This window comes from Kitasatospora sp. NPDC085879 (assembly GCF_040686255.1).
In the GTDB taxonomy this organism is placed as follows: domain Bacteria; phylum Actinomycetota; class Actinomycetes; order Streptomycetales; family Streptomycetaceae; genus Kitasatospora.
Map to the genome: position 1 here is coordinate 55867 of NZ_JBFBJZ010000018.1, position 20222 is coordinate 76088.

Sequence of the window (20222 nt, forward strand, 5' to 3'; positions counted from 1 at the left end):
GATCGAGGCGGTGCCGGTGGTGTCTCTGCCGCTGCCGGTGCGCCGGTCGGCAGCTAGTCGGATGGGCTCGGCCGCGGCGGCGGACGCGACGGGGGCCAGCGTCGACCAGCTCACCGAGACCTACCAGGCCCACTACCGGTCGCTGCTGCGCCTGGCCGCGCTGCTGCTCGACGACCTCTCCTCCTGCGAGGACGTCGTCCAGGAAGCGTTCATCCGGGTCCACGCGGCCCGGCGGCGGGTGCGCGAACCCGAGAAGACCCTCGCCTACCTGCGGCAGACCGTCGTCAACCTGTCCCGCTCCACCCTGCGGCGCCGGATCCTCGGCCTGCGCCTGCTCCCCAAGCCCATGCCTGACATGGCCAGTGCAGAAGAAGGGGCCTACGATGCGCTGGAGCGCGATCAGTTGAGGACCGCGCTGCGGGGACTGCAGCGCCGTCAGCGGGAGGTGCTCGTGCTGCGCTACTACGCCGACCTGACGGAGGCCCAGGTCGCCGAGGTGCTCGGCGTCTCCGTCGGCTCCGTGAAGGCGTACGGCTCCCGCGGACTGGCCGCCCTGCGCGTCCTGATGGAGAGCAGCCATGACTGACGACCAGACGGGCGGCACCCACTCCGAGAACGAGCTGCGGGCCCTCCTCCACCGGGCCGTGGCCGGCGTCGAGGCCGACCCGGCCGCCCTCGGCCGGATCCGGCACGCCGTGCCCCGCCGCCGCGCCCGCCGCCGCCACGCCTGGACGGGCGCCGTCGCCGCCACCCTGCTCGCCGCCGCCGCGGTGCCCGCACTGCACGCCGTCCAGCCGTTCGACCTCTCCGACGGCCCGACGGCCGGCACCGCCGACGCGCACGGCGCCGACCGCACCCCGCGCGCCACCCGCGGCACCCAGGGCGGGCCCCGCACCGCCCCGCTCCCCGCCTACCCCGACGGGCGGCCCACCCCGTCCGCCGACGGCAGCGGCAGCGCCCCCGCCACCGCCCCCGGCAGCAGCCCCGCCATCACGAGCGCCGCCGTGCCCTCCTGCCTGCGCACCGACCTCGGCGGCGGCGCCGCCCACGTGGAACCCGCCGACAGCGCGGGCAGCGTGTACGGGTACTTCACCGTCCGCAACACCTCCACCCGCAGCTGCGGACTGATCGGACCCGGCACCGTCGCCGCCACCGCGGGCGGCCCCGCCGACCAGACCCGGATCAAGGTCGTCGACCACATCGCCGGCGACCCCGCCACCGCCCTGCCCGCCCCCGGGCCCGTCGCCCTGCCGCTGGTGCTCGGCCCCGGCGAGGGATACCGGGTGCGGTTCGGCTGGGTGCCGGAGGGCAGCTGCCAGAGCACCGCCCCCCGAACGGCCGCCGTCACGCCGGAAGCCCCCGCCGTGGTCAGCACCGACCCGGTCGCGCCCGGCGCCCCCACCAGCGACCCCAGCCCGACACCCACCGCGGACCCGCCGAGCGTCACCGTCGCCCACACCCCGTCCGGCGGCATCCCCACCGCCGCCAGCGCCGTGATCACCGGCAGCTGCGGCGGCACCGTCTACCGCACCGCCCCCGAGGCCCTCCCGGCCGACACCCCGACCGCCGCCGCCACCCCGGGCCGGGGCTGACCCGGCGCCGCCGCGGCCCGGGCCCCTGGCGGGCCCGCCGGCGCGGGGGCGACCCCGGCGGCAGGGACCGGCGTAGGAGGTGGTTACCGTGGTGGGTGTGTACCGGTTTCTCCTGACTCCGCGGTGGATCGCCGCCACTGCCGTCGGCGTGGCCGCCATCGTCGTCTGCCTGCTGCTCGGCACCTGGCAGCTCGGCCGCTTCGAGTCCAGGGTCGACACCCACCGGAACACCGGCGCGGCCGCGGCCGCCCAGGCCTCCGCCGCCGTCCCGCTCACCGAGGTGCTCACCACCGACCGCCCGCAGGTCGGCACCGACACCGTCGGCCGCGCGGTCACCGTCACCGGCAGCTACGACACCGCCCACCAGCTCCTGGTGCCCGGCCGCACCCTCGACGGGCGGCAGGGCCACTACGTGCTCACCCCGCTGCGCACCGCCGACGGCCGGGCCGCCGCCGTCGTCCGCGGCTGGGCCCCCGGCGAGCCCGGCACGGGCGCGGCCGTTCCGGCGGCCCCGTCCGGCGAGGTCACCGTCGAGGGCCGGCTGCAGGCGCCCGAGAACAGCGGCAGCGGCGGCGCCGTCGCGGGCGGACTCCCCGCCGGGCAGCTCGGCACCATCAGCCCCGCCACCCTGATCAACGTCCTGCCGTACCCCGTCTACGACGGCTGGATCGCCGCCGACCGGGTGCCCGGCCCGCTGACCGCCGTGCCCACCGTCGAGCCGCAGGGTGGCAACGGCCTCACCCTGCGCGCCTTCCAGAACCTCGGCTACACCCTCGAATGGTTCGTCTTCGCGGGCTTCGTCGTCTTCATGTGGTTCCGCCTCGTCCGCCGCGAGGCCGAGGCCGCCCAGGACCGGGCCCTCGGCCTGGACCCGGTCGCCTAGCGCGCGCCTTCACAAGGCACACGGGTACCCCGCAAAGGGGCGCGGGGAACGCCTCCCGGGCCGGTGGTCGCCCGTCAGCGCTTCGTCGGCAGCGGGGGCTTCGCCGTCGGCAGCGGCGTCCGCGGGGAGGGCAGCACACCCCCGGCACCCGCGCCCGGTGAGGCGCTCGGGGCGAAGTCGTACGAGCGGCTCGGCGACGGGCCTGGCGAGGAGCCGCAGCCGTAGCCGTCCCCACTCGACCCGGAGGTCGAGCCCGAGGTGGTGCTGCTGTGGTGGTGGTGCACCGTCCGGCTGCTCTTCGACTTCTTGGCGCTCCGCCCCGACTTGGCCATCAGCTGCGCCGACAGGTCGCCGCCGAGCACGCCGCCGTCCACCGCGGAGCCGTCCACCGCGGAGCCGTCCACCGAGACCGGGGGCCGGCCCGCCGCGTCGCAGCGGTCGTCGCTCTCGTCCGAGCAGGCGGTCGCGGTCAGCAGCACGGTCAGGGCCGCGGCCGTCGCCAGGGCGGTGCGTCTGCTCATCTGCCGTCTCCCCCGAGCGCGGGGCCGTCGAGGTGCCGCCGCGCGAAGTCGATCTCCAGCCTCAGCTGCCGGATCCGTTCCTCCACCACCAGCGAGCCGTGCCCGGCGTCGTAGCGGTAGACCTCGTGCACCTTACCCAGCTCCGCCAGCCGCCCGACATAGTTCTCGATCTGGCGGATCGGGCAGCGCGGGTCGTTCACCCCGGCGCTGATGTACACCGGCGCCTTCACCCGCTCCACGTAGGTGAGCGGCGACGACGCCCGCCAGCGGTCCGGGACCTCCTCCGGGGTGCCGCCGAAGAGCGTGCGGTCCAGCGACTTCAGCGCCTCCATCTCGTCGTCGTACGCCGTGAGGTAGTCCGCGACCGGGACGGCCGCCAGGCCCAGCGTCCAGTCGCCCGGCTGCACGCCCAGGCCGAGCAGCGTCAGGTAGCCGCCCCAGGAGCCGCCGGACAGCACCAGCCGGGCCGGGTCCGCCAGCCCGGACTCCACCGCCCAGGCCCGGACGGCCCCGATGTCCTCCAGCTCGATCAGGCCGACCCGCTCCCGCAGCGCGTCCGTCCACGCCTGGCCGTAGCCGGTCGAGCCCCGGTAGTTGACCCGGACGACCGCGAAACCGTGGTCCAGCCAGGCGGCCGGCCCGGCCGCGAAGGAGTCGCTGTCGTGGTGCGTCGGGCCGCCGTGGACCTCGAAGACCGTCGGGAAGGGCCCCTCCCCGGTCGGCCGCTGCACCAGCGCGTGCACCCGCCCGCCCGGACCCTCCACCCAGACGTCCTCCACCGGCACCGACCCCGGCGGCACCGGCCCCGGCGCCCGCAGCACCACCGTGCCCGCCGTCGAGCGGACGGCCGACGGCTCCGCCGCCGACGACCACAGGAACTCCACCGTGCCGTCCGGCCGCGCCGTCGCCCCCGCCACCGTGCCCCGCGGCGTGTCCAGCCGGATCAGCCGGCCGCTCGCCAGGTCGTACGAGAAGAGCTCGCTGCGCGCCTCGTACTCGTGCTCGATCAGCAGCGCCGCCGCACCCGGCCGCCACTGCGCCGACAGATCGCCCGGGAACTCCCGGCCCTGCTCGTCGCGCAGCCCCAGCTCGGTCTCGGTGCCGGTGGCCACGTCCCACAGCATCGGCTCCCACCGGCCGCGGCGCTGGTGCGCCACCAGCAGCCGGGTGTCGCCGTCCGCCGGCGCGAAGCCCAGGCAGGCCACCCCGCGCGGATCCGCCCGGCCGGTCACCTCGTCCAGCTCGGCGACCGCCGCGCCGTCCGACAGCCGCAGCACCCGGATCGCCGAGTGCATCGCGTCCCCGTGCTCGGTGTGATCGACCGCCAGCAGCGAACCGTCGTACGAGAGGTCGCCGATGCCGCCGTACTCGGCGTGCCGGTACACCTCCTCCACCTCGGACGCGCCCGGCCGGCGCAGGAAGAGCGTGGTGCCCTCGTCGTCCGTCGAGGTGCCGACCACCACCGAGCCGTCCCGCCCCAGCGCCAGGCCCGCCGAGTACGCGGCGGGCACACCCGGCACCGCCTCTTCGTCCGGACCCCCCGCGAACGGCTGCCGGCGCCACACCCCGAACTCGTCGCCGTCGGTGTCGTCGAACCACCACACCCACGCGCCGTCCGGGCTGAGCTCGGCGTCCGTCGTGCCGTTCGGGCGGTGGGTCACCCGGCGGTGCGTGTCCGTGGCCCGGTCCCAGGCGTACACCTCGTAGGTGCCGGTGGAGTTCGACACGTACAGCGCCCGCTCCGGGGCGTCGTCCGCCCAGTCCGGCAACGACACCCGGGCCGCCCTGAACCGCTGCTCCCACGCCGGTACGCTGCTCTTCTCCTCGCTCATCCCCCCATCCAACCCGATGCCCGGCAGGTAGCGGAACGCGTCCGCCCGTGCCGGGCACCCGGTCGCCGCCGCGCGCGCCCTCAGACGCCCGGCACCTTGTCCAGGAAACCGGCCACCGAGGCGATCCGGCCCGCCCCGTCGAGGGCCAGCACGTCGAAGCCCTCCACCAGTGGCTCCGCGCCGGCCGGCCCCAGGCCCCAGGTGAACCGCGCCACGTGGTGGTGCGCGTCCACCGGGCCGAGGGTGAACACGCAACCCGGGAACTGCGCCCGGACCGCCGCCACGGTCGCGTCCAGCCCGTCCCGGCCGGCCACGTCCACCAGCGGGTCGGTGTAGCTGCCGTCCTCGGCCCACAGGGCCTCGATCGCCGCCCGCCGCGCCCCGGCGTCGGTCTCGTTCCACACGGCGATGTACTGCTCCACGATCTGCTGAAGGTCGCTCACGGTGCTGTCCTCCCGTTCCTCGGCGGGGCGTTCCCGCTGCTCATGAAGGTAGGCCGGATCCGCGCCCGCCGAATCGGTCGACCATAGGTCAAGTACCGCGCCCCGCAGCGGAATCGGCTGGGTAGGGTGACGGTCATGCTGTACGGCAGGGCGGGGGAGCAGGCGGCGGTCCGGGCACTGCTGGACGCGGCACGCGCCGGACACAGCGGCGCACTCGTCCTGCGCGGCGAACCCGGCATCGGCAAGACCGCCCTGCTCGACGCCGCCGCCCGGGACGCCGACGGCTTCCGGGTGGTCCGCGCCGCCGGCACCGAGTACGAGGCCGAACTCCCCTTCGCCGGGCTGCACCTGCTCCTCGCCCCCGCCCTCGACCGGCTCGGCTCCCTGCCCGCCCCGCTGCGCCGCGCCCTGGAGGGCGCCTTCGGCCTCGCCGACACCGGCCCCGGCGACCGGCTGCTGCTCGGCCTCGCCGCCCAGCACCTGCTCGCCGAACTCGCCACGGAGCAGCCGGTGCTGTGCCTGGTCGACGACGCCCACTGGCTGGACCCCGCCTCCGCCGAGGCACTGCTCGTCGCCGCCCGCCGGCTCCGCGAGGAGGGTGTCGTCCTGCTGTTCGCCGCCCGCGACGGCGAAGGCGCCTTCCCCGCGGGCGGCCTGGCCGAACTCCGGCTCGAACCGCTCGCCGCCGACGACGCCGAACTGCTGCTGCCCGCCGCACTCGACCCGGCCGTCCGCCGCCGGGTGCTCGCCGAGGCCCACGGCAACCCGCTCGCCCTCACCGAACTCCCCGCCGCCCTCGGCACCGACACCGCGGGCGGCCCGCTGCCGCTGCCCGGCCGGCTCCGGCTCGCATTCCACGGACGGCTCACCCGGCTACCCGCCGCCACCCAGACCCTGCTCCTCGTCGCCGCCGCCGAGGAGACCGGCGACCTCGGCACCGTCCTCACCGCGGCGGCCGCCCTCGGCGCCGGACCCGCCGACCTGCCGCCCGCCGAACAGGACGGCCTCGTCCGCGCCACCGACACCCGGCTCGTCCTCCACCACCCGCTGCTGCGCGCCGCCGTCCTCCAGCGCGCCCCGCTCGACCAGCGGATCGCCGTCCACCGCGCCCTCGCCGCCGCCCTCGACGGCGACCGCAGGACCTGGCACCTCGCCCTCGCCGCCACCGGCCCCGACGCAGCACTCGCCGACGCCCTGGAAGAGGCCGCCCACCGCGCCGAGGCCCGCGGCGGGCACGCCGGCGCCGCCGCCGCGTACGAACGCGCCGCCCGCCTCACCACCGATCACGACGGCCGCACCCGGCGCCTCGTCCTCGCCGCCGAGGCCGCCGCCGACGCCGGCGAGACCGACCGCGCCGAGCAGCTCGCCGTCCGCGCCCGCGCCCGCACCGCGGACCCGCTCGCGCTCGCCCTGATCGACCACCTGCGGGCCACCGCCGCCTTCCTCCGCGGCGACCACGCCGACGCCTTCCGGCTGCTCCTCGACGCGGCCGGCACCGGGATCGAGGCCCCGCACGCCGCCCGGATGCTCTTCCAGGCCTGCCACGCCGCCTGGTACCTCGGCGAGGCCGAACTCGCCGCCTTCGCCGACCGGCTGGCCGCCCTGCCGCTGCCGCCCGGGGACCCGGCCGCACCGATCGCCGAGTACCTGCTGGCCGGCACCCTGCCGCTGCTCGGCCGCCCCGCCCCCGCCGCCCCGGACGCCGCCGTCGCGATCGAGAAGGCTCGGCAGGCCGGCGCCGACGCCGTCCGCGACTTCACCCAGCTGAGCGGCATCACCCTCGTCCTCGGCCGCGACGAGGAGACCCACCGGGTCACCGCCGGGCTGATCGACGAGGCCCGCCGCGCCGGTGCCGTCGGGGCGCTGCCCGCCCTGCTCTTCTTCCACGCCGAGGCCCAGCTCTTCCACGGCCGGCACCGGGACGCCGAGGTCACCGCCGAGGAAGGGCTCGCGCTCGCCCGCGACACCGGCCAGCCCCAGTGGACCAGCCAGCTCACCGCCCTGCTGGCCCTGCTCGCCGCCCTCGCCGGCGACGCCGGCCGGTGCACCGCACTCACCGCCGAGGCCCTCGACGGCGGCGGCCCGGCCAGACCCGCCGGACGCGCCTGGACCCAGTGGGCCCTCGGCCTGCTCGACCTCGGCGAGGGCCGCGCCGCCGAGGCCCTGGACCGGCTGGCCGAGCTCACCGGCGGCCCCCAGCGCCACCACGTCTCCGGCACCCGGGCCGTCCCCGACCTCGTCGAGGCCGCCGTCCGGCTCGGCCGGCCCGAGCACGCCGAGGAGCCCTACCGGCGGTTCGCCCGCTGGGCCGAGGCCTGCGACCGGCCCTGGGCGCGCGCCCTGCTGCTGCGCTGTCAGGCCCTGCTCGGCCCCGACGAACTCGCCGAATCCGCCTACCTCGCCGCCCTCGACCTGCACCGCACCGCCGAGCGGCCCTTCGAACAGGCCCGCACCGCCCTGCTGTACGGGGAGTGGCTGCGCCGCTCGCGCCGCCGCACCGACGCCCGGCCCCACCTGCGGGCCGCCCTGGAGGCCTTCGACCTGGTCGGTGCCCGGCCGTGGGCCGACCGGGCCCGCACCGAACTCACCGCCACCGGGGTCGGTGCCCCCGCCGCACCGGCCGCCGGGCCGCTCGCCGCGCTCACCCCGCAGGAGCTGCAGATCGTCCGGCTCGCCGCCCAGGGGCTGAGCAACCGCGACATCGCCGCCCAGCTCTTCCTCAGCCCCCGCACGGTCGGCCACCACCTCTACAAGGCCTATCCCAAGCTGGGCGTCACCTCCCGTCAGGACCTCGCCGACCTGGTCTGACACGGCCGGCGGGGCCTCGGACACCCTTCACCGCCCGGTGCCTCGCGCCCTTGCGCCGACGCGCGCGGGGTGGCGGCCTGGCGCGCCGCGAGGGGCCTTTCGGGTTATCAATGAATCCGGATGAAACCGGACAAAAGGATCAGTGCCATGCCCGTCTCCAACCTCATCGTCGGTCCGCCGCCCCCTCTGACCGTCACCGCCGACGGCTCCGCCCTGATCGCCGAGATCGAGGACTACCTCGCCTCACTGCCACCGTCCGCCCGCATCCCCGTCCCGTACGTCTGTCCGCTGGGCCGGGTGGTCCAGCCGTGGAACGCCGACCAGCCGCTGCCCCGCCGCACCGTGCTCGACCGGCTCGCCCACCGCCCGCCACGGCCCGTCCCGGTCTCCGTCGCCGGGCACCTCCAGCTGACCTCGCGCTACCTCACCGCCTTCGGCTGGCTGCAGGGCGCGCTGTGGGACTCGCACGGCCGGGTCTGCCTGCTCGGCGCCCAGACCGCCGTCCTCGCCCACGGCTACGGCAACCCGCAGACCGTCCGCCGGGCCCGCACCCAGGTCATGGAGGTACTGCACGCCCGGGGCATCGCCGTCAGCTCGCCGGACATCTTCAACGACGCCCCCACCACCCACGAGGCGGACATCCACCGCGTCCTGGCCTCGGCCGCCGCCCGCGCCCACACCCTGGGCATCTGACCGGCACCGCCCGGGCCCGGACGGAGCCTCAGGTCTTCCGTCGACTGAGCCGGCGTCACACAACGACAGAGGCCCTGCCGGATCTCTCCGGCAGGGCCTCTGCACTGGGTCGGGGTGGCGGGATTTGAACCCACGGCCTCTTCGTCCCGAACGAAGCGCGCTACCAAGCTGCGCTACACCCCGGTCCTGCTCTGTTGCCTTCCGTCTCCGGCGCAACGAGTAGAACTCTACAGGAGGTGCGCCGAGAGACGAAATCCGATTCCGCTGGGGGCGTCGGTGCAGGTCAGATGCCGGGGGTGAGGGTCAGCAGGGTCGCCTCCGGAGGGCAGGCGAAGCGGACGGGGGTGTAGCGGTTCGTTCCGCACCCGGCCGAGACGTGGAGGTACGAGCGGTGGCCGCCGGCCTTGTGGGTGGAGAGGCCCTTCACCCGGTCGGTGTCGATGTCGCAGTTGGTGACCAGGGCGCCGTAGAACGGGATGCAGAGCTGCCCGCCGTGGGTGTGCCCGGCGAGGATCAGCGGGTAGCGGTCGGCGGTGAAGGCGTCCAGCACCCGCAGGTACGGGGCGTGCACGACGGCCAGCGACAGGTCGGCGTCCGCGGACGGGCCGCCGGCCACCTTGGCGTACTTGTCGTGCCGGATGTGCGGGTCGTCCAGGCCGGTGAACTCGACGTCCAGCCCCGCGATCGTGAGTCGGCCGCGGGCGTTGTTGAGGTTCAGCCAGCCGGCCTCGTCGAAGCCGTCGCGCAGCTTCTGCCACGGGTTGTGGACGGCGCCCTTGATGCCGCGGCGGCTGCTGCCGTCAGGGTTGTTGAGGCCGTGCACGCCGGTCCGCAGCGCGGTGAGGTAGCGGGTGGGGCTCTTGCGGGCGGGCCCGTAGTAGTCGTTCGAGCCGAAGACGTAGACGCCGGGGAAGTCCATCAGCGGGCCGAGCGCGTCCAGGGTGGCGGGGACGCCGAGCGGGTCGGAGAGGTTGTCCCCGGTGTTCACCACCAGGTCGGGGCGGAGCCCGGCGAGGCTCTGCAACCAGCGCTGTTTCTTGTTCTGCCCGGTCACCATGTGGATGTCGGAGACCTGCAGGATCCGGATCGGCCGCGCGCCGCGCGGCAGGATCGGGACCTCGACGCGGCGCAGCCGGAAGGCGCGGACCTCGTAGCCTGCGGAGTACGCGAGGCAGGCGGCGCCGGCGGCGGCGACACCGAGCGGGACTGAGTACAGCGGTCGCATCGGTCCATGCTCTCAGACGTGGGTTCGGGCCGTGACCGGGCAGGTCACCCCGGACGCTTCCGGACCGGCCGCGCGGAGTCGCTCCGGCGGGCCGGCCCGGGGGCGTGGCCGCGGGTCAGGCGGTGCGGCGGCGCCGGGTCGCGCGGAGGATCCCGGCGCCCAGGGCGAGCAGGGCGGCGCCGGCGGCCGCCGTCCCGGCAGTGCCCTTCGGGCCGGTGGCGGCCAGTTCGCCGGTGCCGCTGGTCCCCGAGGTCCCGCCCGTGGTGCCGTCACCGATCGGCGTGGCCGTCCCGGTGGGGGCGGGGGTGGCGGTGGCCGGGGCGGTCGCCACGGTGATCCGGGCCTGGTCGGCGCCGATCGTGGTCGCGAACGGCTCGTCCTTCCACTGGTTGACGAGGATCGCGGTGCGGACGCTCACCGTTCCCGCCGGGGTGGCGGCCGGGAAGGAGAGTCGTACCCGCACGGTGACGGTGGCTCCGGCCGGCACGGAGGCGTCCGGCCCGAGGAGGTAGTACGCCTTCGGGGCGTCCGGGTCGTGGTCGACCACGGCCGTCGCCTCCGTCCAGCGGCCGTCGGCGCCGCGGATCTCCACCTTGGCGCTCCGCGTGGTGCGCAGGACGTGGGCCAGGTTGAGGTAGTCGGACGGGGTGTCGTTCCGCAGGCGGGCGTCGAACTCCACCGGGGCACCGCCGGCCACCGCGGTCGCGGGCACGTCGAGGAGCTTGCCGGTGGGGCTGACGACCGCGACGGTCGAGGTGTTCTCGGCGAGGGGCGCGCCACCGTCGGGGGAGGCGGTCAGGGCCGAGCGGAGGCGGATGGACTCGATGCCGCCGTTGGTGGCGCCGTGGTGCGGGGTGCCCATCGGGGCGCCGATCCGCAGCCGGACGGTCCGCGTGCCACCCGCCGGTACGGTCACACCGCCCGGCAGGGTGCCCCGGAACACGCCGCCCGCGAAGGTCAGCGGAAGCGGCTTCCAGGCACCGCCGGCTGCCTCCTGGTAGCTCATGCCGAGACCGTCGGAGGGCGAGCCCGTGCCGACCTCGGCGGTGAAGCCCAGCGTCAGCTTCTCCTCGTCCGTCCCGGGGTTGGTGACGGTCTCGGTGAACGGGACCTCCTGCCCGGCGAAGCCGACCGCAGCGGGTGCCTGCACCGTCAGTCCGGCCACCGGCGCGGCCGTGCGGGCGCTGGCACCGGCCGTCGGGGTGGTGCCCGTCGCGGTGCCCGGGGCGGCGGTCTCCGCGAAGGCGGGAGCGGCGCCCAGCGTGAGGCCCGACACCGCCAGGGCGGCGATCAGGGCGGTGCGGCGGCGGTACTGGGCGGCGGTGGTGCGCATCGGAAGGTCCCCCTGGAGTCCGGCGGGCCTCGCTCGGCCCGCTCACATCCGGATAGACGTGCGTCCCGCGCGCAGGTTGCAGGTGGCCCCGGAGAATTTCCGCCGGATCCCCGCGGTCGGCCGGGCCCGCTCAAATTGGTGCGCGGAAAGTGCCCCGGGCTGCGAAGATTTGGGCCATGACGACGCTCAAGCAGCAGCTGCAGGAGGACCTCACGGCTGCGATCAAGGCCAGGGACGAGCTCCGCTCGTCCACCCTCCGGCTGACGCTGGCCGCGGTCACCTCGGAGGAGGTGGCGGGCAAGACCAAGCGGGAGCTCTCCGACTCCGAGGTGCTGAAGGTGATCGCCCGTGAGGCGAAGAAGCGCCGCGAGGCCGCGGAGGCGTTCGACAACGCCGGGCGCGCCGAGTCGGCCGCCCAGGAGCGGGCGGAGGGCGAGGTCCTCGCCGGGTACCTGCCGCAGCAGCTCTCGGACGAGGAACTGGCCGCGATCGTCGCCGAGGCGGTGGCCGAGAGCGGTGCCTCCGGCCCGCAGGCGATGGGCGCCGTGATGAAGCTGGTGCGCCCGAAGGTGGGCGACCGGGCGGAGGGCGGCCGGGTGGCCGCCGCGGTGAAGGCCGCGCTGGCGGGCTGACCGCACGCCGCCCGGGGCCGGCCCGGGACGGAACGCCGGAGGGCGGCCACCCCGTGTCGGGGTGGCCGCCCTCCGCCGTGTGCGGGCCGGTCAGCGGTGGGGCCGGCCGGTGTTGCCGCCGAAGGTGCCGGGCGGCAGGGTGAAGCCGCCGTTGATCAGGCCGGTGCCGTTGCCGTTCCCGTTGCCGCCGTTGGCGTTGCCGGTGGGCGGCGGCTCCGGGCTCTCGGTGGGCGTCGGGTTGGCCTCGGGGACGGCCACGGTCTGGAACGTGCTGCGCTTGGTGCCGACCAGCACGTCGTTCATGGCCTTCTGCCAGATCGGGCCGGGGCCGTCGGCGCCGTACACGGAGGAGTAGTACCGGCCGCCGATGCGGATGTCGCGCATGGAGACGTTGCCGGTGGGGCCGCCGAGCCAGACCGAGGTGGCCAGGTCCGGGGTGTAGCCGGTGAACCAGGCGGCGTAGCGCTTGTCGGTGGTACCGGTCTTGCCGGCGATCTGGCGGCCGTCCGAGATGTTGATCCCGGAGGCGGTGCCCTTCTCGGTCACGCCGAGCAGCAGGGTGTTGATGCCGTCGGCGGTGGTCTCGGCCATCGCCTGGGTGCAGTCGGCCTTCGGCACCAGGAGCTTCTTGTTGTCGGCGTTGACCACCGAGGTGATCGCGATCGGCTTGCAGTACTTGCCGCGGGAGGCGAAGGCGGCGTAGGCGCTGGCCATGGTGAGCGGGCTGACCTCCTGGGTGCCGAGCACCATGGAGGGGACCTGCTTGATCGGGCTGCCGTTGGCGAGCTTGCCGATGCCGAGCTTGGTGGCCATCTGCTTCATCGCGCAGAGGCCGACCTCCTCCTCCATCTGCACGAAGTAGGTGTTGACCGACTTCGCCATGGCGTCCCTCAGGGCGTACGGACCCTGCTCGCCGGAGCTCTCGTTCTCGACCGGGACGCCCTTCTCGTTCCAGGTGCCGTCGCAGGTGGTCATCCGCGGGTAGGTCATCTGGTACGGGGAGGGGTACTGCTGGTCTATCGGGACCCCGCTCTCCAGGGCGGCCGCGGCGAGGATCGGCTTGAAGGTCGAGCCCGGGGCGAAGCCGTTGCCGCCGCCCATGGCGGCGTCGACGTTGAGGTTGAGGACGGTCTGGTTCTGCTTGGAGTCCAGGCCGTACGGGCGGGTCTGGGCCATCGCGAGGATCTCGCCGGTGCCGGGCTTGACCATGGTCATCGCGGCGGAGACCGAGTCGGTCACCTTGACCCTGCTGGTGACCGCGTTGTGCGCGGCCTCCTGCTTGTCCGGGTCGATGGTCGTGTAGATCTTGAGGCCGCCCTGGCTCCAGAGCTTCTGGCGCTCGGCGGCCGTCTTGCCGAAGACCGGGTCCTGCTTGACCACGTGGCGGACGTAGTCGCAGAAGAAGCCCATCCCCGCCTGGGCGGTGATGCAGCCGTTCAGGGGCTCCTTGTACGCGATGCCGAGCGGCGCGGCCAGGGCCTCCTTGGCCTGCTCCGGGGTGATGTGCTTGTACTCCAGCATCTTGTTGATCACGGTGTCCCGGCGGGCCTGCGCGGCCTTGGGGTGCAGGATCGGGTCGTACGCCGAGGGGTTCTGCACCAGGCCGGCCAGCATGGCGGCCTCGGGGATCGTGAGGTCCTTGGCGCTCTTGCTGAAGTAGCGGCTGGAGGCGGCCTCGATGCCGTACGCCTGGTGCCCGTAGAAGGTGATGTTGAGGTAGTTGGTGAGGATCTGGTCCTTGGTCAGGTCCTCTTCCAGCTTGATGGCGATCTTCAGTTCCTTGACCTTGCGGCCCAGGCTCTTGCGGGTGGCGTCCAGGAAGGCGTCCTGGTTGTCGCCGGCCTGCTCGACGAAGACGTTCTTCACGTACTGCTGGGTCAGCGTGGAGGCGCCCTGGGTCGCGGACCCGGCCTCGGCGTTCTTGGTGACGGCGCGCAGCACGCCCTTGAGGTCGACGGCGCCGTGCTCGTAGAACCGGTTGTCCTCGATGTCCACCTGGGCCTGGCGCATGATCGGCGCCATCTGCTCCTTGGTGAGGATGGTGCGGTCGCGGTCGTAGACCTTGGCGATCACGCCGCCCTTGGAGTCGTAGATCGTCGACGCCTGGGAGAGCGCGGGGGTGGTGAAGTCGCTCGGGATGTCGTCGAAGCTGTCGGCGGTGTCCTTGGCGGTCAGGCCGAGCGCGCCCACGGCGGGCAGGGCCATGCCGGCCACCAGGATCCCGGCCAGCACGCTGGTGCCGAGGAGCTTGATGCCGAGGCCTGCCTTGTCGAGTGCGGATCCCGCGGGTCGCTGCGTCGCCATGGGGAGAACACTACGTCGCCGATTCCCGTACAGGGGGGCAGGTGTTCGCCTACGCTTGTCACAGAACTGCGACAGCTTCTCTCTGTTCATCATCACCACTCTTGTGAGTGATGAGGTTTGTCCGGTTTGGGGCGCTTTGTTGTTGCCTGTCCGGGTGTGACGAGCGGTGCCTGATTGCGCAGTGTGACGAAAGTGGCATAACCGGTCCTGGCAAGCCCCGCGACCTGCGATCACTCCAACGAGTGAGCTTCCGGGCACCCATAGTCCGATCGGGCCATCTGAGATTGGGCCCGAAGGGGCTGTTGCTCGCTGCCGTTCTTCCGTAACGTCCTCAACTGGCAGCGGTGAATATGCCGTTGCCGCCGTGGGGGAGCCCCGATTCGGGAGAGGACGGCGCCGAAATGGGCTGGGTGGACGACTGGAGTGCGCAGGCGGCCTGCCGCACGAGTGATCCGGACGAGCTGTTCGTGCAGGGGGCGGCACAGAATCGCGCCAAGGCCGTGTGCAGCGGCTGTCCGGTGCGCACCGAGTGCCTCGCCGACGCACTGGACAACCGGGTGGAGTTCGGCGTCTGGGGAGGGATGACCGAGCGCGAGCGCAGGGCACTGCTCCGCCGCAGGCCCACGGTGGTCTCGTGGCGCCGGCTGTTGGAGACGGCCCGCACCGAGTACGAGGCCTCGCTGGCCACCGGTGTGGTGCTGACGGACTACGCGCAGGCGGGCTGACGGGGCGGCGGGCCGACGGTCCGCCGCCGGCGGCACACCACCACACCTGGCGGGCGCTCAGCTCACCGCGCCCGCGGGGTCGGTGGCTCCCAGGCGGTCCCCGATGACTCGCAGCCCGTCCAGGTCGTGAACATCGCCGGCCAGCGCAGCCACCTCGACGATCGGTACGTCCGGGTAGACCGACACGAACCTGTCCCGGGTGCGCCGCTCCCGCGCCATGATCTGCACCCGCTCGGCGTGCAGCCGTAGCAGCCCGGCCGCCAGCGTCTCCGCGGCCACCGTCGACGTCTGCGAACCGTTCTCCTCCAGCGCCTCCGCCGCCGCCAGCGCCCGCTCCGCGGTCAGCTGCGGCGCCCCCGTGCCGTGCACCCGGTTGAGCACCAGCCCGGCCAGCGGCATCTCGTCCGCGGCCAGCCGGTCCACGAAGTACGCCGCCTCCCGCAGCGCGTCCCGCTCCGGCGCGGCCACCACCAGGAACGCCGTCCCCGGCGCCTTGAGCAACTGGTACGTACGGTCGGCGCGCTCCCGGAAACCGCCGAACATCGAGTCCATCGCCGAGACGAAGGTCTGGATGTCGGTCAGCAGCTGGGCGCCGAAGATCTTGCCGAGCGTGCCGGTGAGCAGGCCCACCCCCACGTTCAGGAACTTCATCGCGCTGCGCCCGCCGACCTTGGCCGGCGCCGTCAGCAGCCGGATCAGCTTCCCGTCCAGGAAGGAGCCCAGCCGGCTCGGCGCGTCCAGGAAGTCCAGCGCGGACCGGGACGGCGGGGTGTCGACCACGATCAGGTCCCAGCGGTCCTCGGCCCGCAGCTGGCCGAGCTTCTCCATCGCCATGTACTCCTGCGTGCCCGCGAAACCGGCCGACAGGGACTGGTAGAACGGGTTCGTCAGGATCGCCTTCGCCCGCTCCGGCTCGGCGTGGGCCAGCACGACCTCGTCGAAGGTCCGCTTCATGTCGAGCATCATGGCCTGCAGCTCACCGGGCCCCTGGGCGCCCTTGACCACCCGCGGGGTGTTGTCCAGCTCGGTCAGGCCCATCGACTGCGCCAGCCGGCGGGCCGGGTCGATCGTCAGCACCACGACCTTCCGCCCGCGCTCCGCGGCACGCAGCCCGATCGCCGCCGCGGTCGTCGTCTTGCCGACACCGCCGGAGCCGCAGCACACCACGATCCGGGTCTCCGGGTCGTCGATCAGCGCGTCCACGTCCAGCGCGGACGTCGTGCGGTCGCCGCTCGTGCCCGCCGTCATGCCGCCCCCTGCCGCTTCAGCTCGCCCGCCAGCCGGTACAGCCCGCCCAGGTCCACGCCCTCGCCCAGCAGCGGCAGTTCGTAGGTCGGCAGCTTCGCCTGCTGCAGGTCCGCGCGCTGCGCACGCTCCAGCTCGACCCGCTCGGCGTGCTCCCTGGCCTGCTCCAGCAGCGGGCCGAGCAGCGGCTCCACCGCCGCCCGCACGGTCTCCGGCTTGCGCGAGCGGCCGCCCAGCCCGGCCTCGCCGAGTGCCAGGGCGACCTCCTCCCGGTGGTCGCCGTCGACCGCGGCCACCGCGGCCGCGTCCAGCACCGGGGGCCGGACCATGTTGACCATCACCCCGCCCACCGGCAGCTGCGCGGCCCGCAGGTCGGCGATGCCGTCCACGGTCTCCTGCACCGGCATCTCCTCCAGCAGCGTCACGAAGTGCACCGCCGTCTCCGGGGACTTCAGCACCCGCATCACGGCCTGCGCCTGACCGTGGATCGGACCGAACCTGGCCAGCCCGGCCACCTCCTCGTTGACGTTGAGGAAGCGGGTGAGGCGTCCGGTGGGCGGCGCGTCCATCACGATCGCGTCGTACGCCCGGCGGCCGTCCGGGCCCTTGCGCCGGGCCGCCTCGCAGGCCTTGCCGGTCAGCAGGACGTCCCGCACGCCCGGTGCGACGGTGGTCGCGAAGTCGACGAAGCCGACCTTCTGCAGGGCCTTCCCGGCCCGGCCCAGCTTGTAGAACATGTCCAGGTACTCGAGCAGCGCCAGCTCGGTGTCGATCGCCAGCGCGTACACCTCGCCCTGCCCGCCGCCGGGCAGGCCCAGCCGGGCCTGCGAGACGGTGGCGACCTTGCGCTCCTCGTACGGCAGCGCCGCCATCCCGAACAGCTCGGCGATGCCCTGGCGGCCCTCGACCTCGATCAGCAGCGTCCGGCCGCCCTCGGCCGCCAGCGCCAGCGCCAGCGCCGCCGCGACGGTGGTCTTCCCGGTGCCGCCCTTGCCGCTGACGACGTGCAGCCGGACCCCCTCCCAGTCGGGGTCGGCCTGCGCCGATGGGCCGGGGGTGCTCGCCACGCTCCGTCTCCGTCCTGCGTCGACCGGGCACCGTCGCGGGTGCCCCCTTCCTGGCGAGAGTAACCAGCCGCGGCCGCCGATGGCGGGACCATCCGGGTGCCCGGCCGGAATCATGCCCCCTTTGTGTCCCACCTCACACCGCGGCCCCCCGGAGGCAACCGGCCCGGGGCCCGGCCGCGGGCCCCGTGGCGTCGCCGGGCCGGACGGCGGGACGGTCTAGAGTCACCCCCATGACCAAGTGGGAATACGTCACCGTGCCGCTTCTCGTGCACGCCACCAAGCAGATCCTGGACACCTGGGGCGAGGACGGCTGGGAGCTCGTCCAGGTCGTTCCCGGCCCGAACAACCCCGAGCAGCTCGTGGCCTACCTCAAGCGGGAGAAGAGCTGATGAGCAAGGTTGAGGAGAAGCTGGCCGAGCTCGGCCTGACCCTCCCCGACGTGGCGCCGCCGGTCGCCGCCTACGTGCCGGCCGTCCGCTCCGGCGACTACGTGTTCACCTCCGGCCAGCTGCCCATGGTGGCCGGCAAGCTGCAGCACACCGGCAAGGTCGGCGCCGAGATCACGCCCGAGCGCGCCAAGGCGCTGGCACAGATCTGCGCGCTGAACGCGCTCGCCGCGGTCAAGTCCGTGATCGGCGACCTCGACCGCGTCGAGCAGGTCGTCAAGGTGGTCGGCTTCGTCGCCTCCGCCGCCGACTTCACCGGCCAGCCCGCCGTAATCAACGGCGCCAGCGAGCTGCTCGGCGAGGTGCTCGGCGCGGCCGGCGTGCACGCCCGCAGCGCGGTCGGCGTCGCCGTCCTGCCGCTGGACGCCCCGGTCGAGGTCGAGATCCAGGTCCGGGTCCGAGCCGAGGCCTGAGCCCGCGAGGAGCGCCGGGTGGGGGTGGGCTCTGTCCAACCCCACCCCCGCCCGCTTAGCATCCGGGGCATGGATGATCGTGCACCGTCGCCCCCCATGCCGCCGGGCTGGCCCGCCCGCATCCGGGCGGTCGCGGCCGGCGAGCTGACCCCGGCCGAGCCCCGGCGCGCGGCCACCGTCGTGCTGCTGCGCGACACCGCCGACGGGCCCGAGGCCTACCTGCTGCGCCGCCGCACCTCGATGGCGTTCGCCGCCGGCATGTACGCCTACCCCGGCGGCGGCGTCGACCCCCGGGACGCCGACGCCGAGATCGCCTGGGCCGGCCCCTCGCCCGAGGAGTGGGGCGAGCGCCTCGGCCTGGACGCCCGCACCGCCCAGGCCGTGGTCTGCGCGGCCGTCCGGGAGACCTTCGAGGAGGCCGGCGTGCTGCTCGCCGGCCCCGACGCCGACGCCACCGCCGAGGCCCGCGACTGGTCCGCCGAGCGGGCCGCGCTGGAGGCCCGCGAACTCTCCTTCGCCGAGTTCCTGTACAAGCACGGCCTGGTGCTGCGCAGCGATCTGCTCGGCGGCTGGGCCCGCTGGATCACCCCGGAGTTCGAGGAGCGCCGCTTCGACACCTGGTTCTTCGTGGCGGCGATGCCCGCCGGCCAGTTGGCGGCCGACCAGGTCGGCGAGGCCGACCGGGTCGCCTGGCTGGCGCCCGCCGAGGCCGTCGCCGGGTATGCCGAGGGCCGCTACGGCATGCTGCCCCCGACCGTGACCGTGCTGCGCGAGCTGCTGCCGGTGCGGACCGCCGCCGAGGCCCTGGAGGCCGCCGGGCGGCGCACCGTCGCACCGGTGCTCGGCCGCGCCGAGGTCGCCGGCGACCGAATGACCATCCGCTGGCCCGGGTATGACGAGCTGACCATCGACGGAGACTTCCCGGCGTGATCCCCACGCCGGGCGCACCGACAGACACACGGAAGGACACTGGCCGATGACCCACAACGACGTGGCTCGCCGGACGGCACACGACCTGCCCGCCCGCAGCATCCACCCGAGGACCGTCGCCTGCGACGGCGAGGCCGAGGATCGCCCGGCCCCGCGAAGGCTGACCCGCGCGCTGCCGGTGCGCGAACTGGTGCGCGGCGAGGGCGGCCGGTGAGCGGTCTCCTTCCGGGCGACCCCGCCGCCACCGTCGGCGGCGGGGCCACCCCGCGGGCGCTCTGCGTGCTGGCGCCCAACCCCTCCCCGATGACCCTGGACGGCACCAACACCTGGCTGCTGTCCGAACCCGGCTCGGACCTCGCCGTCGTCGTCGACCCGGGCCCGCTCGACGAGGGCCACCTGCGCCGTGTGATCGACGCCGCCGAGGAGCAGGGCAAGCGGATCGCCCTCACCCTGCTCACCCACGGCCACCACGACCACGCCGAGAGCGCGGCCCGCTTCGCCGAACTCACCGGCACCCATGTGCGCGCGCTGGACCCGGCCCTGCGCCTCGGCGACGAGGGCCTGCGGCACGGCGAGGTGCTGGAGGTCGGCGGGCTGGAGATCCGCGTCGTCGGCACCCCCGGGCACACCGCGGACTCGCTGACCTTCCACCTGCCCGCGGACGGCGCGATCCTCACCGGCGACACCGTGCTCGGCCGCGGCACCACGATGGTCGCCCACCCGGACGGCCGGCTCGGCGACTACCTCGACTCACTGCGCCACCTGCACACCATGGCGGCCGAGCACGGCGTACGGACGGTGCTGCCCGGGCACGGCCCCGTCCTGGCGGACGCGCTCGGCGCCGTCGACTACTACCTGGCCCACCGGGCGGCCCGGCTCGCCCAGGTGGAGACGGCGGTGGAGGCGGGCTGCCGCACCGCCGCCGAGGTGGTCGCCCGGGTGTACGCGGACGTGGACAAGGCCCTGTGGCCGGCCGCCGAACTGTCGGTCCGGGCCCAGATCGGCTACCTGGAGGACCACGGGCTCATCTAGCCCCCCCCCCGGAACGCGCCGCCCGGGAACGCCCGGGAACGGCGAAGGGCGGCCCCGGGTGGGGCCGCACCTGTGCGGGCCGTGCGGGCCGTGCCGGG

20 protein-coding genes and 1 tRNA gene are annotated in these 20222 nt (G+C 74.6%); 12 read left to right on the forward strand and 9 right to left on the reverse strand.

The features are described 5' to 3' along the window. Nucleotides 1–61: 61 nt before the first annotated feature. The 3 genes from AB0P35_RS16250 to AB0P35_RS16260 all read left to right on the forward strand — a co-directional run bounded on the left by AB0P35_RS16250 (nucleotide 62) and on the right by AB0P35_RS16260 (nucleotide 2475). Nucleotides 62–586: a SigE family RNA polymerase sigma factor gene (locus AB0P35_RS16250; protein ID WP_095874055.1), complete on the forward strand. Its 525-nt coding sequence runs from the start codon at nucleotides 62–64 to the stop codon at nucleotides 584–586. Then, nucleotides 579–1592 carry a hypothetical protein gene (locus tag AB0P35_RS16255; protein ID WP_363511134.1) on the forward strand — a complete coding sequence of 338 codons (1014 nt, stop codon included), beginning with the start codon at nucleotides 579–581 and terminating at the stop codon, nucleotides 1590–1592. The genes AB0P35_RS16250 and AB0P35_RS16255 overlap by 8 nt, the downstream gene beginning before the upstream one ends. Nucleotides 1593–1689: 97 nt before the next feature. Beyond that, nucleotides 1690–2475, forward strand: coding sequence for an SURF1 family protein (locus tag AB0P35_RS16260; RefSeq protein ID WP_363511136.1), 786 nt, complete (start codon nucleotides 1690–1692; stop codon nucleotides 2473–2475). Nucleotides 2476–2549: 74 nt separating this feature from the next. Here the strand turns inward: AB0P35_RS16260 and AB0P35_RS16265 are convergent, their stop codons facing one another. The 3 genes from AB0P35_RS16265 to AB0P35_RS16275 all read right to left on the reverse strand — a co-directional run bounded on the left by AB0P35_RS16265 (nucleotide 2550) and on the right by AB0P35_RS16275 (nucleotide 5271). Continuing rightward, nucleotides 2550–2996: a hypothetical protein gene (locus AB0P35_RS16265; RefSeq protein WP_363511138.1), complete on the reverse strand. Its 447-nt coding sequence runs from the start codon at nucleotides 2994–2996 to the stop codon at nucleotides 2550–2552. Next, the gene (locus AB0P35_RS16270; RefSeq protein WP_363511140.1) at nucleotides 2993–4828 is read right to left on the reverse strand and encodes a prolyl oligopeptidase family serine peptidase; all 1836 of its coding nucleotides are present in this window, start codon (nucleotides 4826–4828) and stop codon (nucleotides 2993–2995) included. The genes AB0P35_RS16265 and AB0P35_RS16270 overlap by 4 nt, the downstream gene beginning before the upstream one ends. An 80-nt stretch (nucleotides 4829–4908) precedes the next feature. Then, entirely contained in the window at nucleotides 4909–5271 is a 363-nt protein-coding gene (locus AB0P35_RS16275) for a nuclear transport factor 2 family protein (protein ID WP_363511142.1), read from the reverse strand. 135 nt (nucleotides 5272–5406) lie between these two features. On the opposite strand from AB0P35_RS16275, the gene AB0P35_RS16280 reads away from it, so the two are divergent. Beyond that, nucleotides 5407–8079: an AAA family ATPase gene (locus AB0P35_RS16280; RefSeq protein WP_363511144.1), complete on the forward strand. Its 2673-nt coding sequence runs from the start codon at nucleotides 5407–5409 to the stop codon at nucleotides 8077–8079. Between the two features lie 147 nt (nucleotides 8080–8226). Further along, the gene (locus tag AB0P35_RS16285; RefSeq protein WP_095874060.1) at nucleotides 8227–8772 is read left to right on the forward strand and encodes a hypothetical protein; all 546 of its coding nucleotides are present in this window, start codon (nucleotides 8227–8229) and stop codon (nucleotides 8770–8772) included. 109 nt (nucleotides 8773–8881) lie between these two features. Here the strand turns inward: AB0P35_RS16285 and AB0P35_RS16290 are convergent. The 3 genes from AB0P35_RS16290 to AB0P35_RS16300 form a co-directional block, all read right to left on the reverse strand. Then, nucleotides 8882–8955, reverse strand: a tRNA-Pro gene (locus AB0P35_RS16290). A gap of 100 nt (nucleotides 8956–9055) precedes the next feature. Continuing rightward, nucleotides 9056–9997 carry a metallophosphoesterase gene (locus AB0P35_RS16295; protein ID WP_095874061.1) on the reverse strand — a complete coding sequence of 314 codons (942 nt, stop codon included), beginning with the start codon at nucleotides 9995–9997 and terminating at the stop codon, nucleotides 9056–9058. A 115-nt stretch (nucleotides 9998–10112) separates the two neighbouring features. Further along, nucleotides 10113–11330 carry an LPXTG cell wall anchor domain-containing protein gene (locus tag AB0P35_RS16300; protein ID WP_363511147.1) on the reverse strand — a complete coding sequence of 406 codons (1218 nt, stop codon included), beginning with the start codon at nucleotides 11328–11330 and terminating at the stop codon, nucleotides 10113–10115. Nucleotides 11331–11506: 176 nt separating this feature from the next. On the opposite strand from AB0P35_RS16300, the gene AB0P35_RS16305 reads away from it, so the two are divergent. Beyond that, complete coding sequence (locus AB0P35_RS16305) at nucleotides 11507–11962, forward strand: GatB/YqeY domain-containing protein (RefSeq protein ID WP_095874062.1); 456 nt, start codon at nucleotides 11507–11509, stop codon at nucleotides 11960–11962. 90 nt (nucleotides 11963–12052) lie between these two features. On the opposite strand, the gene AB0P35_RS16310 is transcribed toward AB0P35_RS16305, so the two are convergent. Further along, nucleotides 12053–14266 (reverse strand): transglycosylase domain-containing protein, encoded by a 2214-nt coding sequence (locus tag AB0P35_RS16310; RefSeq protein WP_363511149.1) that lies wholly within the window; start codon nucleotides 14264–14266, stop codon nucleotides 12053–12055. Between the two features lie 401 nt (nucleotides 14267–14667). On the opposite strand from AB0P35_RS16310, the gene AB0P35_RS16315 reads away from it, so the two are divergent. Beyond that, nucleotides 14668–14991: a WhiB family transcriptional regulator gene (locus AB0P35_RS16315; RefSeq protein WP_043175103.1), complete on the forward strand. Its 324-nt coding sequence runs from the start codon at nucleotides 14668–14670 to the stop codon at nucleotides 14989–14991. 57 nt (nucleotides 14992–15048) lie between these two features. Here AB0P35_RS16315 and AB0P35_RS16320 read toward each other — a convergent pair whose 3' ends face one another. After that, nucleotides 15049–16239, reverse strand: coding sequence for an ArsA family ATPase (locus AB0P35_RS16320; RefSeq protein WP_363511151.1), 1191 nt, complete (start codon nucleotides 16237–16239; stop codon nucleotides 15049–15051). Beyond that, complete coding sequence (locus AB0P35_RS16325; RefSeq protein WP_363511153.1) at nucleotides 16236–17303, reverse strand: ArsA-related P-loop ATPase; 1068 nt, start codon at nucleotides 17301–17303, stop codon at nucleotides 16236–16238. Before AB0P35_RS16325 ends, AB0P35_RS16320 begins: the two co-directional genes overlap by 4 nt. 230 nt (nucleotides 17304–17533) lie before the next feature. Between AB0P35_RS16325 and AB0P35_RS16330 the strand changes: the two genes are divergently transcribed. From AB0P35_RS16330 to AB0P35_RS16350, 5 genes are all read left to right on the forward strand, one after another. After that, the gene (locus tag AB0P35_RS16330) at nucleotides 17534–17692 is read left to right on the forward strand and encodes a DUF4177 domain-containing protein (protein WP_095874066.1); all 159 of its coding nucleotides are present in this window, start codon (nucleotides 17534–17536) and stop codon (nucleotides 17690–17692) included. Beyond that, nucleotides 17692–18162, forward strand: coding sequence for a RidA family protein (locus tag AB0P35_RS16335; RefSeq protein ID WP_363511155.1), 471 nt, complete (start codon nucleotides 17692–17694; stop codon nucleotides 18160–18162). The genes AB0P35_RS16330 and AB0P35_RS16335 overlap by 1 nt, the downstream gene beginning before the upstream one ends. Nucleotides 18163–18231: 69 nt before the next feature. Further along, complete coding sequence (locus AB0P35_RS16340) at nucleotides 18232–19092, forward strand: NUDIX hydrolase (RefSeq protein WP_363511157.1); 861 nt, start codon at nucleotides 18232–18234, stop codon at nucleotides 19090–19092. Nucleotides 19093–19138: 46 nt separating this feature from the next. Further along, nucleotides 19139–19306, forward strand: a complete 168-nt coding sequence (locus tag AB0P35_RS16345; protein ID WP_363511159.1) for a hypothetical protein — start codon at nucleotides 19139–19141, stop codon at nucleotides 19304–19306. Next, on the forward strand, nucleotides 19303–20124 hold the full coding sequence (locus AB0P35_RS16350; RefSeq protein WP_363511161.1) for an MBL fold metallo-hydrolase: 822 nt from the start codon (nucleotides 19303–19305) through the stop codon (nucleotides 20122–20124). Before AB0P35_RS16345 ends, AB0P35_RS16350 begins: the two co-directional genes overlap by 4 nt. Nucleotides 20125–20222: the final 98 nt, after the last annotated feature.

What these genes read in the sequence shown, in the direction of transcription:
- AB0P35_RS16250 (WP_095874055.1), top strand. Translation starts at nt 62, where the DNA reads ATGGGCTCGGCCGCGGCGGCGGACGCGACGGGGGCCAGCGTCGACCAG.
- AB0P35_RS16255 (WP_363511134.1), top strand. Translation starts at nt 579, where the DNA reads ATGACTGACGACCAGACGGGCGGCACCCACTCCGAGAACGAGCTGCGG.
- AB0P35_RS16265 (WP_363511138.1), bottom strand. Translation starts at nt 2,996, where the DNA reads ATGAGCAGACGCACCGCCCTGGCGACGGCCGCGGCCCTGACCGTGCTG.
- AB0P35_RS16270 (WP_363511140.1), bottom strand. Translation starts at nt 4,828, where the DNA reads ATGAGCGAGGAGAAGAGCAGCGTACCGGCGTGGGAGCAGCGGTTCAGG.
- AB0P35_RS16280 (WP_363511144.1), top strand. Translation starts at nt 5,407, where the DNA reads ATGCTGTACGGCAGGGCGGGGGAGCAGGCGGCGGTCCGGGCACTGCTG.
- AB0P35_RS16285 (WP_095874060.1), top strand. Translation starts at nt 8,227, where the DNA reads ATGCCCGTCTCCAACCTCATCGTCGGTCCGCCGCCCCCTCTGACCGTC.
- AB0P35_RS16295 (WP_095874061.1), bottom strand. Translation starts at nt 9,997, where the DNA reads ATGCGACCGCTGTACTCAGTCCCGCTCGGTGTCGCCGCCGCCGGCGCC.
- AB0P35_RS16300 (WP_363511147.1), bottom strand. Translation starts at nt 11,330, where the DNA reads ATGCGCACCACCGCCGCCCAGTACCGCCGCCGCACCGCCCTGATCGCC.
- AB0P35_RS16305 (WP_095874062.1), top strand. Translation starts at nt 11,507, where the DNA reads ATGACGACGCTCAAGCAGCAGCTGCAGGAGGACCTCACGGCTGCGATC.
- AB0P35_RS16310 (WP_363511149.1), bottom strand. Translation starts at nt 14,266, where the DNA reads ATGGCGACGCAGCGACCCGCGGGATCCGCACTCGACAAGGCAGGCCTC.
- AB0P35_RS16315 (WP_043175103.1), top strand. Translation starts at nt 14,668, where the DNA reads ATGGGCTGGGTGGACGACTGGAGTGCGCAGGCGGCCTGCCGCACGAGT.
- AB0P35_RS16320 (WP_363511151.1), bottom strand. Translation starts at nt 16,239, where the DNA reads ATGACGGCGGGCACGAGCGGCGACCGCACGACGTCCGCGCTGGACGTG.
- AB0P35_RS16330 (WP_095874066.1), top strand. Translation starts at nt 17,534, where the DNA reads ATGACCAAGTGGGAATACGTCACCGTGCCGCTTCTCGTGCACGCCACC.
- AB0P35_RS16335 (WP_363511155.1), top strand. Translation starts at nt 17,692, where the DNA reads ATGAGCAAGGTTGAGGAGAAGCTGGCCGAGCTCGGCCTGACCCTCCCC.
- AB0P35_RS16340 (WP_363511157.1), top strand. Translation starts at nt 18,232, where the DNA reads ATGGATGATCGTGCACCGTCGCCCCCCATGCCGCCGGGCTGGCCCGCC.
- AB0P35_RS16345 (WP_363511159.1), top strand. Translation starts at nt 19,139, where the DNA reads ATGACCCACAACGACGTGGCTCGCCGGACGGCACACGACCTGCCCGCC.